The sequence below is a fragment of the Microbacterium sp. SLBN-154 genome (genome assembly GCF_006715565.1).
Classification (GTDB): Bacteria; Actinomycetota; Actinomycetes; order Actinomycetales; family Microbacteriaceae; genus Microbacterium.
Map to the genome: position 1 here is coordinate 475,199 of NZ_VFNL01000001.1, position 15,525 is coordinate 490,723.

General features: G+C 69.5%; 12 protein-coding genes and 1 pseudogene. 5 read left to right on the forward strand and 8 right to left on the reverse strand.

Translation table 11 applies throughout. The features are described from left to right. The first annotated feature begins 43 nt into the window (after positions 1-43). On the forward strand, positions 44-886 hold the full coding sequence (locus tag FBY40_RS17500; RefSeq protein ID WP_235014463.1) for a Pr6Pr family membrane protein: 843 nt from the start codon (positions 44-46) through the stop codon (positions 884-886). Between the two features lie 74 nt (positions 887-960). On the opposite strand, the pseudogene FBY40_RS02390 reads toward FBY40_RS17500, so the two are convergent. Beyond that, positions 961-1,842, reverse strand: a pseudogene (locus tag FBY40_RS02390) (DUF1254 domain-containing protein); the annotation flags it as partial. Between the two features lie 60 nt (positions 1,843-1,902). Between FBY40_RS02390 and argG the strand changes: the two are divergent. Then, entirely contained in the window at positions 1,903-3,339 is a 1,437-nt protein-coding gene (gene argG / locus FBY40_RS02395) for an argininosuccinate synthase (protein WP_141936139.1), read from the forward strand. Between the two features lie 110 nt (positions 3,340-3,449). Next, complete coding sequence (locus FBY40_RS02400; protein ID WP_141936141.1) at positions 3,450-6,077, forward strand: penicillin acylase family protein; 2,628 nt, start codon at positions 3,450-3,452, stop codon at positions 6,075-6,077. A 19-nt stretch (positions 6,078-6,096) separates the two neighbouring features. On the opposite strand, the gene mnhG is transcribed toward FBY40_RS02400, so the two are convergent. The 7 genes from mnhG to FBY40_RS02435 form a co-directional block, all read right to left on the reverse strand. Next, positions 6,097-6,453: a monovalent cation/H(+) antiporter subunit G gene (mnhG, locus tag FBY40_RS02405; RefSeq protein ID WP_141936144.1), complete on the reverse strand. Its 357-nt coding sequence runs from the start codon at positions 6,451-6,453 to the stop codon at positions 6,097-6,099. After that, positions 6,450-6,722, reverse strand: coding sequence for a monovalent cation/H+ antiporter complex subunit F (locus FBY40_RS02410; RefSeq protein ID WP_141936146.1), 273 nt, complete (start codon positions 6,720-6,722; stop codon positions 6,450-6,452). Before FBY40_RS02410 ends, mnhG begins: the two co-directional genes overlap by 4 nt. Next, a complete protein-coding gene (locus FBY40_RS02415) occupies positions 6,719-7,321 on the reverse strand; it encodes a Na+/H+ antiporter subunit E (protein WP_235014465.1) in 603 nt (200 codons plus the stop codon). Before FBY40_RS02415 ends, FBY40_RS02410 begins: the two co-directional genes overlap by 4 nt. Beyond that, positions 7,318-8,874: a Na+/H+ antiporter subunit D gene (locus FBY40_RS02420; RefSeq protein WP_141936147.1), complete on the reverse strand. Its 1,557-nt coding sequence runs from the start codon at positions 8,872-8,874 to the stop codon at positions 7,318-7,320. The genes FBY40_RS02415 and FBY40_RS02420 overlap by 4 nt, the downstream gene beginning before the upstream one ends. Continuing rightward, positions 8,871-9,440, reverse strand: a complete 570-nt coding sequence (locus tag FBY40_RS02425; protein ID WP_141936148.1) for a Na(+)/H(+) antiporter subunit C — start codon at positions 9,438-9,440, stop codon at positions 8,871-8,873. The genes FBY40_RS02420 and FBY40_RS02425 overlap by 4 nt, the downstream gene beginning before the upstream one ends. Next, entirely contained in the window at positions 9,437-12,370 is a 2,934-nt protein-coding gene (locus FBY40_RS02430) for a Na+/H+ antiporter subunit A (RefSeq protein ID WP_141936151.1), read from the reverse strand. Before FBY40_RS02430 ends, FBY40_RS02425 begins: the two co-directional genes overlap by 4 nt. Before the next feature lie 65 nt (positions 12,371-12,435). Next, a complete protein-coding gene (locus FBY40_RS02435; protein WP_141936152.1) occupies positions 12,436-13,497 on the reverse strand; it encodes a LacI family DNA-binding transcriptional regulator in 1,062 nt (353 codons plus the stop codon). A gap of 59 nt (positions 13,498-13,556) precedes the next feature. Here FBY40_RS02435 and FBY40_RS02440 point away from each other — a divergent pair, with 59 nt between their 5' ends. Together FBY40_RS02440 and nucS are read left to right on the forward strand one after the other, a co-directional pair. Beyond that, entirely contained in the window at positions 13,557-14,789 is a 1,233-nt protein-coding gene (locus tag FBY40_RS02440) for an MFS transporter (RefSeq protein WP_200829910.1), read from the forward strand. Positions 14,790-14,828: 39 nt separating this feature from the next. After that, a complete protein-coding gene (nucS, locus tag FBY40_RS02445; RefSeq protein ID WP_141936153.1) occupies positions 14,829-15,524 on the forward strand; it encodes an endonuclease NucS in 696 nt (231 codons plus the stop codon). The last annotated feature ends 1 nt before the right edge of the window (position 15,525 follow it).

Consider the following 15,525-nt stretch of genomic DNA (forward strand, 5'->3'; position numbering starts at 1 on the left):
GGCGCGCCCTCGCGCCCCCGGACCGGCCCGCTAGAGTCGGCCCATGCTGGCATCCTCTCGCTGGGCCGCCGTGTGGAACGTCCTGCGCCTCCTGGCCGCCGTCGCCATCATCACCGCCGTGATCGGGCAGGCCGTCCGCACCATCGGAATCGGCATCACCGACGGCTCGCACCTGCCGACGGTGGTGACGAACTTCTTCAGCTTCTTCACGATCCTCTCCAACTGCGCCGCCGCGGTGGTGCTGCTCTGGGCTGGTGGGCGCTGGGCTGTGGCGCGGCGGACGAGAAGAGCGGATGCCGCATCAGCGGCCGATCCCGCCGCCCTCGCGGTCGCGCTAGCCAGCGTGACGACCTACATGGTGATCACGGGCGTGGTCTACAACACCCTGCTGCGGAACGTACCCCTGCCCCAGGGAGTCACGGTGCCCTGGTCGAACGAGATCCTGCACGTGATCGCGCCGCTCTTCCTGCTGCTCGACGTGTTCCTCGGCCCCGGGCGCCGTGCGCTCGCGTGGCGCGACGTCGGCGTCATCCTCGTCTTCCCGATCGTGTGGGTGGTGTACACCCTCGTGCGCGGGCCGCTCATCACCAACCCGGCGTCGGGTCAGCCGTTCTGGTACCCGTACCCGTTCCTGAACCCGAACAACCCCGACCTGATCTTCCCCGGCTACGCGGGCGTGGCCTTCTGGGTCGTCGTCATCGCCCTCGGGATCGTCGTCGTCGCCTCGGTCGTCGTCGCCGTCGGGCGACGCCGCGATCACGACCGGGAGGCGTCGTCGGTCGGGGTCTCCGCCTCGGGCGGGGTGGGATCGGCGGGGGTCTCCGGCTCTTCGGCCGGATCCGTTCCCTCGTCGACGGGCTCGGCCGGCCCGGCGTCCGGCGCCTGATCACCGTCCACCGCCTCGCGCACCAGGTCGGGCACCTGCCAGCGGCCCTCCAGGATCTCGGCACGGGGGCGGTAGAGGCGGACGAGGAAGTTCCACCCCTCCGGCAGCGGGATGTCGTTCGGCCCTTCCACGTGACCCGGAGGCGTGAATCGCACCGTGATCGAGCCGTCCTCGTCGCGGACGCCGGTGACGCTGTTCACCGAGTAGCGACCCTCGGGGTTCGGCTCGAAGAAGCCGCGGGCGTTGTAGACCGACACCGACCAGAAGCCGTCGACCGGGACCTCGTGCATCGTGAGCTCGTAGTGCCCCACGGGCAGCTGCGGGTCCACACCGAGGTACGAGGCCTCCCACAGCGGCAGGCCGCCCCAGCCGGCGGCGGTGCCGATGAGGTGGCGCACCGGATCGACCTCGTCCCGGTTGCCGAAGGTGCGGTCGAATGCGCGCAGGCCCCGCGCGAGCGTCAGCAGGGCGTCGCGAGTGGCGTCGAGAGATGCCGCATCCCAGTCCCCCGGCTTGAAGGGCTGCGACGACACGGCCTCGAGCGCGAGCTGGTCCTGCAGGGCGACGACCGCGGCGATGTCCTCCGGATCATCGGGGTCGACGAGCGTCCGCGCCGCGACGAGCACGTGATCGGCACCCGGCGCGAGGGCTCCGAGGTCGTGTTCGCCCGGGTCGTGCACCACCGCCCGCACGTAGTGGTCGCGGTCGAGCACCATCACCGAGAGGTACCGGCCTGCGGCATCCGGAATCGTCACCCGACCGCCCTCGGACACGTCCACGATCGCGAAGCTGTAGAGGGTGTCGCGATTGAGGCGGATGACGGTCTGATGGGCGACGTCGGCGGGCTCGCGATTGTGCTTGAAGACGTTCACGCCGCCGGCGTCGCGTTGGATGTCGGCGAACATCCGATCGGTCTCGGCACGCACGAAGGTGTCGACATTGACATGCATGGCCATGAGAAAACCCTCCCGCACCGCGGAGCGGGGCGCAAACCCCCTCTCACTAGACTTGGGGCCATGTCGAAGGTCCTTCAGTCCCTGCCCGTCGGCGAGCGCGTCGGCATCGCCTTCTCGGGGGGTCTGGACACCTCCGTCGCCGTCGCCTGGATGCGCGACAAGGGAGCGGTGCCCTGCACGTACACCGGCGACCTCGGCCAGTACGACGAGGACGACATCGCCTCGATCCCCGACCGCGCCCTGCAGTACGGCGCTGAGATCTCGCGCCTGGTGGACTGCAAGACCGCCCTCGTCGAGGAGGGGTTCGTGGCGCTGGCGTGCGGTGCGTTCCACATCCGCTCCGGAGGCCGCACCTACTTCAACACCACGCCCCTCGGGCGCGCCGTGACAGGCACGCTGCTGGTGCGCGCGATGAAGGACGACGGCGTCGACATCTGGGGTGACGGCTCGACCTACAAGGGCAACGACATCGAGCGGTTCTACCGCTACGGCCTGCTCGCCAACCCCGCTCTGCGCATCTACAAGCCGTGGCTCGACGCCGACTTCGTGACCGAGCTCGGCGGCCGCACCGAGATGAGCCAGTGGCTGGTGGCCCATGGCTTCCCCTACCGCGACAGCGCCGAGAAGGCGTACTCGACCGACGCGAACATCTGGGGGGCGACCCACGAGGCGAAGACCCTCGAGCATCTCGACGTGTCGCTCGAGACGGTGCAGCCGATCATGGGCGTGCGGTTCTGGGACGACAGCGTCGAGATCGCCCCCGAAGACGTCAGCATCACCTTCGACGCGGGTCGGCCGGTGGCGATCAACGGCGAGGAGTTCGGCGACCCCGTCGAGCTGGTCCGGGCCGCCAACGCCGTCGGCGGCCGTCACGGCCTCGGCATGAGCGACCAGATCGAGAACCGCATCATCGAGGCGAAGTCGCGCGGCATCTACGAGGCGCCCGGAATGGCGCTGCTGTTCATCGCGTACGAGCGCCTCGTCAACGGCATCCTCAACGAAGACACCCTCGCGACCTATCACGAGCAGGGTCGTCGCCTCGGTCGTCTGATGTACGAGGGCCGCTGGCTCGAACCGCAGTCGCTGATGCTGCGCGAGTCGATCCAGAAGTGGGTCGGGTCCTCGATCTCGGGCACGGTGACCCTGCGCCTTCGCCGCGGCGAGGACTACACGATCCTCGACACGGTGGCCTCGGGCCTGTCGTACGCACCCGAGAAGCTGTCGATGGAGCGGGTCGGAGACGCCGCCTTCGGCCCCACCGACCGCATCGGCCAACTGACGATGCGCAACCTCGACATCGCCGACTCGCGCGCCCGCCTCGAGCTCTTCGCCGGGCTCGGCCTCATCGGCGGCGCCACCGGTGAGCTGGTCGGAAAGCTCGAGCAGGGCGGGGCCGACGAGATCATCGAGCCGGCCGAGCCCGACGAGCGCGGCCGGCTGGCCGAAGCGACCGACGCCGCCTCGGAGGCTGCGGCGTTCGACACCGGCACCGACTGACCCCGCGCGCCACGCCCCCAACCCTCGGGATACGATTCTCCGGTGTCGCCCGAACGGCACCGAGACCCACGCTTTCCGGCACCGGGTCTCGCGACTGGAGGTCTCCTTCGATGACGAAGCCCGCAGACGTGATCGACGACGTCGAGCTGTTCGACGAGCCCGAACCGCCCGCGCGTCGATCCCTCGGGCGCCGCATCGCCCTCATCGCCTACTCCGTCTTCGTCGGTGTGGTCGTGCTCGCGCTCATCGCCGCAAGTGTCGTCGTCTACTCCGTGCAGCGGTCGTTCCCCCAGCTCGACGGCGAGAAGACCCTGTCGGGTCTCACCGCCGAGGTGAGCGTGCAGCGCGACGCCCTCGGCATCCCCACCATCACCGCCGCGACCTCCCGCGACCTCTTCTACGCGCAGGGGTACGTCCATGCGCAGGACCGGTTCTGGGAGATGGACTTCCGCCGTCACGTCACGAGCGGCCGGCTGTCGGAGCTCTTCGGCGAATCGCAGCTGCAGACCGACATCTTCCTGAGGACACTCGGATGGCGCGAGATCGCCGCCCAGGAGGTCGCGTCTCTCGACCCGACCGTCCGGGCGTACTACGACGCCTACGCCGACGGGGTGAACGCGTACCTGGCCGACCATCAGGGCCCGGACGCGTCCTTCGAATACGCCGTCCTGGGGCTCCAGAACGCCGACTACGAGATCGAGCCGTGGACGCCCGAGGACTCGGTCGCGTGGTTGAAGGCGATGGCCTGGGACCTCCGCTCGAACATCGGCGACGAGACCAGCCGCGCGGTCGCAGCGGCATCCTTCACCCCTGAGGAGCTCGCCGACCTCTACCCGACCTACCCGTTCGACCGGAACCCCGTGATCGTCCCCGTGCTCGACGAGGCGGGAACCCCCCTCCCGGCGAGCGCGACCGCGGCGGCGGCGGACGCGCCGATCGTCGAAGCCGGCGTCGACTGGACCGAGGTCGGCGACGTCGTCGCGGCCGTCAGCACCCTCGTCGGGCCGATCGGCGAGGGCATCGGCTCCAACTCGTGGGTCGTCTCGGGGGCCCTCACCGACACCGGCATGCCGCTCCTGGCCAACGACCCGCACCTGGGCGCCTCGCTCCCCAGCGTCTGGCACCAGGTACAGCTGAAGTGCGAGCGCGTCCAGCAGAACTGTCCCTTCGACGTCGCCGGATTCGGGTTCGCCGGAATGCCGGGCGTGATCATCGGCCACAACGCCGACATCGCGTGGGGCTTCACCAACCTCACCACCGACGTCACCGACCTGTACCTCGAGCGAGTGCAAGACGACGCGTACTGGCGCGACGGGCAGCTGCTGCCTCTCACCACGCGGCAGGAGACCATCGAGGTCGCCGGCGGCGACGACGTCGAGATCACCGTGCGCGCCACCGAGAACGGGCCGCTCATCTCCGACGCGAGCGGGGAGTACGCCGGCATCGCCGACGACCCGTTCGTCGGCACCGAGGGTGCTCCCGCCGCGCCGGCGGGCGCTCCCGACGGCGAGTACGCCGTGAGCCTCCGGTGGACGGCGCTCGAGCCCGGCACGACGCCGGCGGCCATCTTCGCCCTCAACCAGGCGGGCGATTTCGACTCCTTCCGCACGGCCGCGTCGCTCTTCGACGTGCCGGCGCAGAACCTCGTCTACGCCGACACGGCCGGGAACATCGGCTACCAGACGCCCGGCAAGCTGCCGATCCGCGGAGCCGGCGACGGATCGCTGCCGCAGCCGGGGTGGGACTCCGCCTACGCCTGGCAGGGGTACATCCCCTTCGAAGAGCTCCCGGTCTCGCTGAACCCCAAAGCCGGGTACATCGTCACCGCGAACAACGCCATCGTGGGCGAGGACTACCCGTATCAGCTCACCCGCGACTGGGACTACGGATGGCGCGGGGCCCGCATCGTCGAGATGCTCGAGCGAAGGATCGCCGCGGGGCCGTTGACGGCGACCGACATGCGCGACATCCAGGCCGACAACGCGATGTGGGTCGGCCCCCGCCTCATCGCCGCCTACGCCGGCGTTCAGACCGGTGACGAGGGAACGGATGCCGCGCTCGCCCTCCTCGGCGGGTGGGACGGCCAGAACCACGCCGGCTCAGCCGCGGCCGCCTACGCCAACGTGCTCTGGGACGAACTGGTGCAGAACATCTTCGTGCGCGAGCGCGACACTGCCGCTCCCACCGGAAACCAGGCCCGTAAGTTCCTCGTCGTCGACACCCTGCTCTCCGATCCGTCGTCGCCGTGGTGGCAGAACGAGGGGCTCGACGTGTCGTCGCAGGCCGAGATGCTCGAGCGCTCCGCGACCGATGCGTACGAGCGACTCGTGACGCTCCAGGGCGACAACCCCCGGATGTGGAAGTGGGGCACCCTGCACGCCCTCGAGCTGAAGAACGACACGTTCGGAACCTCGGGCATCGCGCCGATCGAGATGCTGTTCAACCGCGGCCCTTACCCCGTCGGCGGCGGCTCGTCGGTGGCGAACGCGACGGGCTGGGTGCTCGGGCAGGGCTTCGAGACCGTGACCGTGCCGTCGATGCGCATGGTCGTCGACCTCGGCGATCTCGACCGGTCGGGCTGGCATCACCTGACCGGAGCGAGCGGCCACGCCTTCCACCCGAACTACGTCGATCAGACCCCGGCGTGGCAGCGTGCTGAGCTCCTCCCCTGGGCCTTCACCCCCGACGCCGTCGCGGCGACGACCACGCACACGCTGCGGCTGATCCCCTCGGACTGAGAGAACAGGCGACGACGGGTCAGCCCCCCGCGGCGGGCGGGGTCTGCTTCTGCTCGGCGAGTTCGTCGACGAGCAGATCACGGTCGTCGATCGTGCCGTTGCGGTGCGCCTGACGGGCGATCATGTGCGCGGAGAGCGGGGCGGTCGCCATCTGCAGCAGCATCACCGGCACGAGGAAGGCGACGACCGGCCACGATTGGAGCGCCAGTGCGATGGCGATGCAGATGAGGAGCAGGCCCAGGATCTGCGGCTTGGTCGCCGCGTGCAGACGCGAGGCCACATCGTTGAACCGCATGAGACCGATGGCGGCCGTGAGGCAGAGCAGACTCCCCGCGAGGATCAGCACGAGGGCGACGAGGTCGAGAGCATCGGTCATCGCTCTGCGGTGTCCTTCCGTGCGACGAACCGGGCGATGGAGATCGATCCGAACACCCCGACCGCCGCGATCACGAGGAGGACGGGAAGGGTGCGCGTGTGCTGGTTGATGGCCATCTCCGCGCCCAGCACGCACAGGACCTCGGTGAGGAGGACATCGGATGCCACGGCGCGGTCGAGGATCGAAGGACCGACGACGATGCGCCACAGCGTGATCAATGCCGCGACGACGAAGATCACGAAGATGGTGATGAGGAGCACGGTACTCATGTCGGTGTTCCTCCCTGACGCGGGGTGTCGACCGTCGCTTCGCGGATGATGTCGAGTTGAGCCCGTGATCCGACGGCCCGCACGATCCGCGCCTCCCAGCCGAGCACGGTCTTGCGCTGCAGGTCGATGTCGTCGTCGTCATCCACCCCGATGACGTGGAGGTAGAGCACGCGACGGTCTCGATCGGCTTCAACCACGAGCGAACCGGGGATCAGCGAAGAGGTCACCGCGGTGTGGGTCATGATCAGGTCGTCATCGGTGCGCAGGTGCACGGCGATGATGGCCGACCCGGGAAGCTTCCCCGGACGGACGGTCTGCCACGCCACCAGGAGCGAACCGCGCACGAGCGCCACGAGGAAGGTCACGACGAAGACCAGGCCGTACCAGAGATTGAGGCGACCCGACAGCGCCACGGGCGGCAGCCGGAACACGCGCGTGACCACGACCGCCGCGACGAGACCGGTGAGGAACGCGAGCACGGTGAACTGGCCCCACAGCAGCATCCACAGAGCGATCAGCCACAGGAAGAACGGCAGCTGACGCCAGGTGATCCCGAGCATTCCGCGAGCAGGAGGGGGAGTCGCGCGATCCTCGCTCATGAGTCCGCCTCCTCCTCGAGCTGAACGAGCTGGATCGGCTCGAGAAGCGCGGCGCCGATCCGTTCGCACACACCGTAGAGCGGCCCGGCGAAGACCGTCAGGGCGACCGTGATCGCCACCATGCCGGTGGTCGCCGCCGTCATGATGCGGGGGATCGCGCGCCGCTCGGTCTGGATGCCCGCGGCCGGCGCCTGGCCGAGATACGAGATGCGCGCCTCGGTCTCGGTGGAGTCGTCGTCCTCGCGCCAGAACGACAGGTTCCACGCGCGCATCAGCGCGTAGAGGGTGAGAAGGCTCGTCACGATGCCGCCGACGATCAGCACGAGCATGATCGGGGTGCCGACCTCGGCCGCGGCGTCGAAGAGGGCGAACTTGCCGATGAAACCCGAGAAGGGCGGAAGCCCGCCGAGGTTCACGGCGGGGATGAAGTAGAGCACCGCGATGACGGGCGCAGCCCGCATCAACCCCTTCACGCGCAGGATCGACGTGCTTCCCGCGCGGCGCTCGATGAGTCCCACCGCGAGGAAGAGGGTCGTCTGCACGACGATGTGGTGGACGGTGTAGTAGATCGTCGCGCCGATCGCCGCCGGGGTCGCGATCGCGAGCCCGAAGATCATGTAGCCGATATGGCTGACGAGGGTGAACGAGAGGATGCGTTTGAGCTCGGCCTGCGCGATCGCGCCGAGCACCCCGACGATCATCGTGGCCAGCGCCACGCACATCAGGAGGAAGTTCAGGTCGTTGTCGTTGAACAGCTGGGTCTCGGTGCGGATGAGCGCATAGACGCCGACCTTCGTCAGCAGGCCCGCGAACACCGCGGTCACCGGCGCCGGCGCGGTCGGGTAGGAGTCCGGCAGCCAGAACGACAGCGGGAAGACGGCGGCCTTGATGCTGAATGCCACGAGCAGCAGCAGATGCAGCACCGTCTGGGTCTCCTGCGGAAGCTCCATCATCCGCTCGGAGATCTGCGCCATGTTCACGGTGCCGAGAGCCCCGTAGATCGCGGCGATCGCCGCGAGGAAGAGGATCGACGAGACGAGCGAGACGACGATGTAGACGACGCCGGTGCGGATGCGGTTCTCGGTGCTGCCGAGGGTGATCAGCACATACGAGGCGACGAGCAGGATCTCGAATCCGACGTACAGGTTGAACAGGTCACCGGCGATGAAGGCGGTGAAGATCCCCGCCGCCAGCAGCAGGTACGACGGGTGGAAGATCGACACCGGCGTCTCGTCGTCGTTGTCGGCCGCTCCCTGGCCGACCGAGAACAGCAGGACCGCCAGGAGCACGATGCTCGAGACGACGATGAGGAGCGCCGAGAGCCGATCGACGTACAGCACGATGCCGAAGGGGATCGGCCAGTCGCCGACCGACACGGCCAGGGCATCGCCGCCCTGGTCGACGACGACCAGCAGGATCGCGGCGATGACGGTGACCGTCGTCAGCGTGACGATCGAGATGGCGACCTGGGTCCGCCGATGCCGACCGGCAACGAGCGCGAGCGCCGCGCCGAGGAGCGGAAGGGTCGCCAGGAGGGGGACGAGGGCGATCATGCGTCTCCCCCCTGCTCGGTCGCGTCGCCTCGCCGCGACCGACGCGACGAGCCTTCGGGAAGGTTCACCGGGGCGTCGTCCTGCACGCCGGAGATGTCCCGGCTGCCGAGCACCGTGATCGGCGCGGTGTCGAGACCGACGAAGTCGGTCGTGGCGTCGTCGTCGGTGTCTTCGATCTCGGTTTCGTCGTCGATCATGTCCTCGTCGGCGGCGCCGCGATCGCGCACCGCCAGGTCGGCCTCGTCGTCGGTGACGGTGTCGGCCTGACCGAGCTGCCACGAGCGGTAGATCAGGGCGAGGAGGAACGCCGACACGGCGAAGGTGATGACGATCGCCGTCAGGGTCAGCGCCATGGGAAGGGGGTCGGACATCTCCTCGGGCTCGCCCGACCCGAAGAACGGGGCGATGCCGGGTTGGCCGATGACGACGAGGAGGAACAGGTTCGCGGCATTGCCGAGGAGGAGGAAGCCGATGAGCACGCGGGTGAGACTGCGCTCCAGCATCGCGTAGACGCCGCAGGCGAAGAGCACGCCCATGATGAGGATGAGGGTGAGGGAGACGCTCACGACACGCTCACCCCCCTGGCCTTGCTGCGCTGCATCTGTCGGTCGACCTCGGCGCCGAGCGAGCGCAGCACATCGAGCACGAGGCCGACGACGACGAGGTACACCCCGACGTCGAACAGGGTGGAGGTGACGAACTCCACGTGACCGAGGACCGGGAGCTCGGCCTCGAACCAGGTGCTCGTCAGCGGCGGTGCGCCGAAGAGGAGCGGCACGATGGCGCAGCCCACTGCGATCGACATCCCCACCCCGAGCAGGCGCCCGGCGTCGGTCGGCGCGGCGACTCCGAGTTCGTACCGCCCGCCCGCGACGTACCGCATCACCAGCGCCATCCCGGCGACGAGACCCCCGGCGAAGCCGCCGCCGGGCAGATTGTGGCCGGCGAAGAGAAGATAGAGCGAGACGATGATGATCGAGTGGAAGAGGATGCGCACGATCACCTCGAGGAGTATCGAGCGGTTCTCCGGACGCACCTGCTGACCGCCCACGAGCCACGCCATGCGCTGACGCCCGCTCTCCGCGTTCCGGGGCTTCACGCCCGACGGGGTCTCGACGAGCAGGCGGCGATCGCGGCCCCCCACGCGGGGCAGGGCGTTGGTGGCGGTGAGGTTGTCTTTGCGGTCGGTGACGAAGACGAGGGATGCCACGCCCGTCGCCGCCAGGATGAGAACGCCGAGCTCGCCCATCGTGTCCCATCCGCGGATGTCGACGAGGGCGACGTTGACGACGTTGCGTCCATGCCCGAGCCCGTATGCGAGGTCGGGCCACGCCACGGAGACCGGGTCCTGCAGGCGCGCGCCGGTCGCGATGACGGCGACCGCCATCATCGTGATGCCGACGGCTCCGGCCACGAGTGCCCGCGGAATCGCGGCGACCGAGGCGTTGTGCTCACCCATCCGCGAGGGGATGCGTCGCAGCACCAGCGCGAACGCGATGAGGGTGACCGTCTCGATGAGGATCTGGGTCAGCGCGAGGTCCGGGGCGCCGCTGATCGCGAAGAGGGCGGCCATTCCCAGCCCCGTCACCGAGACCAGTACGACGCCGGTGTACCGCTTCTTCGCGCGCACGGCGATGAGTCCCGCGACGATCATCACGGGCGCGATGGCCAACTGGGCGGGGTTCTGGAACAGGTCGACGTCCGCCCGCCAGTCGGGACCGCCGACGATGAGGGCGGTCGCCTCGGCGACGACGAAGACGATGAAGATCGTCCCGATGTAGACCGGCAGCGAACCGCGCTGGGTGAACGTGGTCGTGGCCACCGACAGGCGGGCGATGCCGCGGAGCACGGCGTTGTAGATGTCGAACGCCTCGAAGGGCAGAACGCGACGGGAGACATCCTTCCGCACCGTCGCCCAGAAGATCGCCGCGCCGAGCGCGATCGTGCCCAGCGAGATGAACAGCGCCGGCTCCAGACCGTGCCAGAGCGCCAGGTAGTAGGGCTCGGGCTCTGCCACGCCCGCGGTGGCGAGCGGCGCCTCGTCGGCGTAGGTGGCGAGCACCGTGTCGACAGCCGGCGCCGCGAGCCCCGCGACGAGGGTGAGGGCGGAGAGGATCAGCGGTGCGGCGAGGAACCCCGCTGGGGCGCCGGGCCACTCGGTGCGCTTCGGTGACGCACCGTCGGGTCCGGTGCGCTTGGTCCAGAAGGCGCCCCAGACGAATCGGATGCCGTAGGCCATCGTCAGTGCCGAACCCGCCGCAACACCGAGGATGCCCACGATCGCCCAGGCTTCGCCGCCCTCGGCCTGATGGAGGAGTGCGGTGAGCGCGGTCTCCTTGGCGACGAAGCCGATCGTCGGCGGCAGTCCCGCCATCGAGGCGACGGCGACGATCGACAGGGTCGCGAGGACCGGCGCCTGCCGGCCGAGCCCCGACAGCTCGCCGATGTTTCGGGTGGCGAGCTGACGGTCGATGATGCCCACGACGAGGAAGAGCGCGGATTTGAACAGCGCGTGGCTGAGGAGGAGGGCGAGCCCCGCCAGCGCGGTGTCGCGGACGCCGTACCCGAGGATGACGGTGAGGAACCCGAGCTGGCTGACGGTCCCGAACGCCAGAAGGCGCTTGAGGTCGGTCTCGCGGAGGGCCTGGAACCCGCCGAGGAGCATCGTGAAGACACCGAGCGAGACGACGATGGGCCGCCACCCCGGTTCGTTCGCCTCGAACGGGGCGAACAGGGCGATGAGGTAGATGCCGGCCTTGACCATCGCCGCGGCGTGGAGGTACGCGCTCACGGGCGTCGGGGCGGTCATGGCGCCCGGGAGCCAGAAGTGGAACGGGAAGACCGCGGACTTGCTGAGCGCGCCGACCAGCAGCAGGACGAGGGAGGCCACGACGACGGGGCCCTCGGGTCGGGCGGCGAGGATCTCGGAGATGCTCGAGGTGCCGGTGTCGACGACGAGCAGCACGACGCCGATCAGCATCACCAGGCCGCCCAGGGTCGTCACGAGCAGGGCCTGCAGGGCCGAGCGGCGACTTGCGCCGCGGCGGTGGTAGTACCCGATGAGCAGGTACGACAGAACGCTGGTGACCTCCCAGAACATCACCAGCACCACGAGGTCGTCGGTGAGGACGAGACCGTACATGGCCCCCGCGAAGGCGAGGAGCACGGCGGCGAACTGACCGAGTCCCTCGGCGTTGTCGCGGAAGTACCACCGGCAGTACAGCAGGACGAGGGCGCCGACACCCGTGACGACGAGCGCGAGGATCCACGACAGGGTCGTCATCCGCATCGACAGCTCGATGCCGAGCGGGGGGATCCAGTCGTATGACTCGAATGGAATGTTCCCCGCGAGGACGGCGGGTCCGAGCACGACGGTGTAGACGAAGGCGGCAGCCGACACCGCGGCAGCGAAGAAGAACGCGCGCGCCCCGAGGCGATGCACCAGCCAGGGAAGTGCGAGTGATGCCGCCGCGAACACAGCGAGGAAGACCAACATGCGGCCTCCTCAGGGTCGTCGGTCGGCCGGGCAGCACGACTCAGGCGATCGGGGTCGGGTCCATTCTATTGGGCGGCCGGCGCCGGCCCCGACGTGTTCCCCTCGCGGAACGCGCAGGTGAAGTGCATCGAGACGGCGCTCCCGCCCTCCAGCATGCTCGCGACGGCGAGTCCCGCCGCGCGTCCCTTGTCGGCAGCCGGCTGGACGAGGGTGGTCAACGAGTACGGCGCGAGCCCATCGACGACGATGCCGTCGAACCCGGTCACACTCAGGTCGTCGGGCACGCGCAGTCCCGCCTCCTCGGCCGCCCGGATCACCCCCGCCGCGAGCAGATCGCTCTGCGCGATCACCGCGGTGGGTCGGTCGGGCGCCGCCAGCAGATCGCGGCCCGCCGCCAACCCCTCATCGATGAAGCTGCCCGCCGCGGCGTAGGCGGGCGCATCGGGATACACGTCGCGCGCGCCGGCCAGACGATCGCGCGTGACATCGACGGTCACCTCGACCTCGGGGCCGAAGAATCCGCGCGGACGATCGGCGTTCACCGGAAGGGTCAGCACCACCACGTCCTCATGTCCGAGCGCCCGCAGATGCCGCGCTGCGTGGCGCTGAGCCTCCCTGTTGTCCAGACCGATGCGGGGGATGTCCCCTCCGGCATCCCCCTCGATGACCACCACCGGGATGCCGCGGGCCCGGACCGTGTCGAGGGATCGCCGCATCAGCGGGCTGCATCCGATCAGCACGGCGGCGTCGATCGGAGCGGTCGTGAGCGACGGTGCGGTCTCTGCCGTCTCGTCGTCGCGCAGGAGGAGCAGCCCCGCACCGAGCTCGGCGACGCCCTCGGTGAGGCCGTCCATCATCAGGGTCTTCACCGGGTCGAGGAACGCCGTGCCGAGGTGCTCCTCGAAGACCACGCCCACGATGCCCGATCGCCCCCGCCGCAGCGAAGCCGCCCGCGGATCGGGTCCGGTGTAGCCGAGCGACGCCGCCGCATCGAGCACCCGCGTCCGCGTGGCATCCGACACCGGCGTCTTGCCGCTGAAGACGACCGACGCCGTCGACGCCGACACCCCCGCCGCTCGGGCGACATCGGCGATCGTGGCGCGGCGCCGTTCGTCGGTGCGTCTCATCCATCCAGGGTAACCGCCGCGCCGTTCCGCGGATCGAAACGATTCGGTATCCTTCTCGGGTGGAACTCGTCCTGACCCGTCCTCAGCTGGTGCGCTGGCGTACCGCCGTCTTCGCGATCTTCATGGCCAGCGGTCTGAGCATCGCGACGTGGGCATCGCGGGTGCCCGCCATCAAGAGCGCGCTGGGCGTGGACAACGTCGAGATCGGGTTCCTCCTCCTCGGCGCCGGCATCGCGTCCATCCTCGGACTCTCCCTCGCGTCGGCCGTGCTCGCCCGCTTCGGTGCCAAGCGCGGCATGCTCGGCGCGATGATCACCTTCGCCGCCGGTGTCGCGATCGTCGGCGTGGGTACCGACGCCGTCCCCTCGTACGCGATCGTCCTGCTCGGTCTGTGCCTCTTCGGCTTCGGCAACGGCGCGGTCGACGTGATGATGAACGTCGACGGCGCGGCGATCGAGAAGCAGTCGAACAAGACGATCCTCCCCCTCTTCCACGCCTTCTTCAGCTTCGGCACCGTCATCGGGGCGGGCGTCGGCGCCCTCGCCGCCGCGGCCGGCATCAACGTGCTGGCCCACACCGTGACGATGGCGGTCGTCGTGCTCGTCATCGCCCTGGTCACCTACCCGGCCGTTCCGGCCCGCGAGCTGGCCGAAGACCCGACGCCGGGCGAGAAGGTCGACTGGCGCACGCGTCTGCACTCCAACCTGTCGGCCTGGCGTGAGCCGCGTACCTACGCGCTCGGCGTGATCATGCTCGGCATGGCCTTCGCTGAGGGCGGTGCCAACGACTGGCTGGCCCTGGGGGTCGTGGAGGGCCATGGTGCAACCGAGGCCGTGGGCGCCGCGGGGCTCACCGTCTTCTCGGTCAGCATGACCGTCGTGCGCGTGCTGGGCGGACCGCTCGTCGACCGCTTCGGTCGTGTCAACACCCTCAGGATCCTGGCGGTCACCGCCGCGATCGGCCTGCTGCTGTTCATCCTCGCCCCCAATCTGCCGCTCGTCTTCGTCGGCGCGGCGCTCTGGGGCGCGGGAGCATCGCTCGGGTTCCCCCTGGGCATGTCCGCGGCCGCCGACGATCCGGCCCGCGCGGCCGCCCGGGTGAGCGCGGCGGCGACCATCGGCTACGTGGCCTTCCTCTGCGGGCCGCCCATCCTCGGGTTCATCAGCGAGCAGATCGGGCTGCTGAACACGCTGTTCATCCTGGTCGCGCTCATCGTGGCATCCGGTATCGCCTCTCCTGCCGCGCGCCCGATCGCCGGGTCGACCGTCGGCGCAGGGCACCCGCACCACTGAGCCTCCTCATCACATCGGTTCGGCGACTACGCTCGACGGGTGCGTCTGGTCATCGCTCGCTGCTCCGTCGACTACACGGGCCGCCTCACCGCTCATCTCCCGCTCGCGACGCGCCTGCTCGTCCACAAGGGCGACGGGAGTCTGCTCGTGCACTCCGACGGCGGCTCCTACAAGCCGCTGAACTGGATGAGTCCGCCGTGCACCCTGACGGTGCAGACGCCGGATGAGGATGCCGCTGCGGCCGGCGTGCTCGAGCAGTGGCGCGTCACGCACGCCAAGACCGGCGACGCGCTCCTCGTGCACGTATACGAGGTGCTGCACGACACGTCGCACGACCTCGGGATCGACCCGGGCCTGCAGAAGGACGGCGTCGAAGCCGACCTTCAACGGCTGCTCGCAGAACAGGTCGCGATCGTGGGGGAGGGGGTCTCGCTCGTGCGGCGGGAGTTCCCCACCGCCATCGGACCCGTCGACCTGCTGCTGCGCGACCCCGAGGGCGGCACCATCGCCATCGAGGTCAAGCGCCGCGGCGACATCGACGGCGTCGAGCAGCTCACCCGCTACCTCGAGCTGCTCAACCGCGATCCGCACCTCGCGCCGGTGAGCGGCGTCTTCGCCGCCCAGGAGATCAAGCCCCAGGCGCGGGTCCTGGCCGCCGATCGCGGCATCCGGTGCCTCACCCTCGACTACGAGGAGATGAAGGGCGTCGACTCGGGGCACCTGCGGCTCTTCTGAC

What these genes read in the sequence shown, in the direction of transcription:
- FBY40_RS17500 (WP_235014463.1), top strand. Translation starts at nt 44, where the DNA reads ATGCTGGCATCCTCTCGCTGGGCCGCCGTGTGGAACGTCCTGCGCCTC.
- argG (WP_141936139.1), top strand. Translation starts at nt 1,903, where the DNA reads ATGTCGAAGGTCCTTCAGTCCCTGCCCGTCGGCGAGCGCGTCGGCATC.
- FBY40_RS02400 (WP_141936141.1), top strand. Translation starts at nt 3,450, where the DNA reads ATGACGAAGCCCGCAGACGTGATCGACGACGTCGAGCTGTTCGACGAG.
- mnhG (WP_141936144.1), bottom strand. Translation starts at nt 6,453, where the DNA reads ATGACCGATGCTCTCGACCTCGTCGCCCTCGTGCTGATCCTCGCGGGG.
- FBY40_RS02410 (WP_141936146.1), bottom strand. Translation starts at nt 6,722, where the DNA reads ATGAGTACCGTGCTCCTCATCACCATCTTCGTGATCTTCGTCGTCGCG.
- FBY40_RS02415 (WP_235014465.1), bottom strand. Translation starts at nt 7,321, where the DNA reads ATGAGCGAGGATCGCGCGACTCCCCCTCCTGCTCGCGGAATGCTCGGG.
- FBY40_RS02420 (WP_141936147.1), bottom strand. Translation starts at nt 8,874, where the DNA reads ATGATCGCCCTCGTCCCCCTCCTGGCGACCCTTCCGCTCCTCGGCGCG.
- FBY40_RS02430 (WP_141936151.1), bottom strand. Translation starts at nt 12,370, where the DNA reads ATGTTGGTCTTCCTCGCTGTGTTCGCGGCGGCATCACTCGCACTTCCC.
- FBY40_RS02435 (WP_141936152.1), bottom strand. Translation starts at nt 13,497, where the DNA reads ATGAGACGCACCGACGAACGGCGCCGCGCCACGATCGCCGATGTCGCC.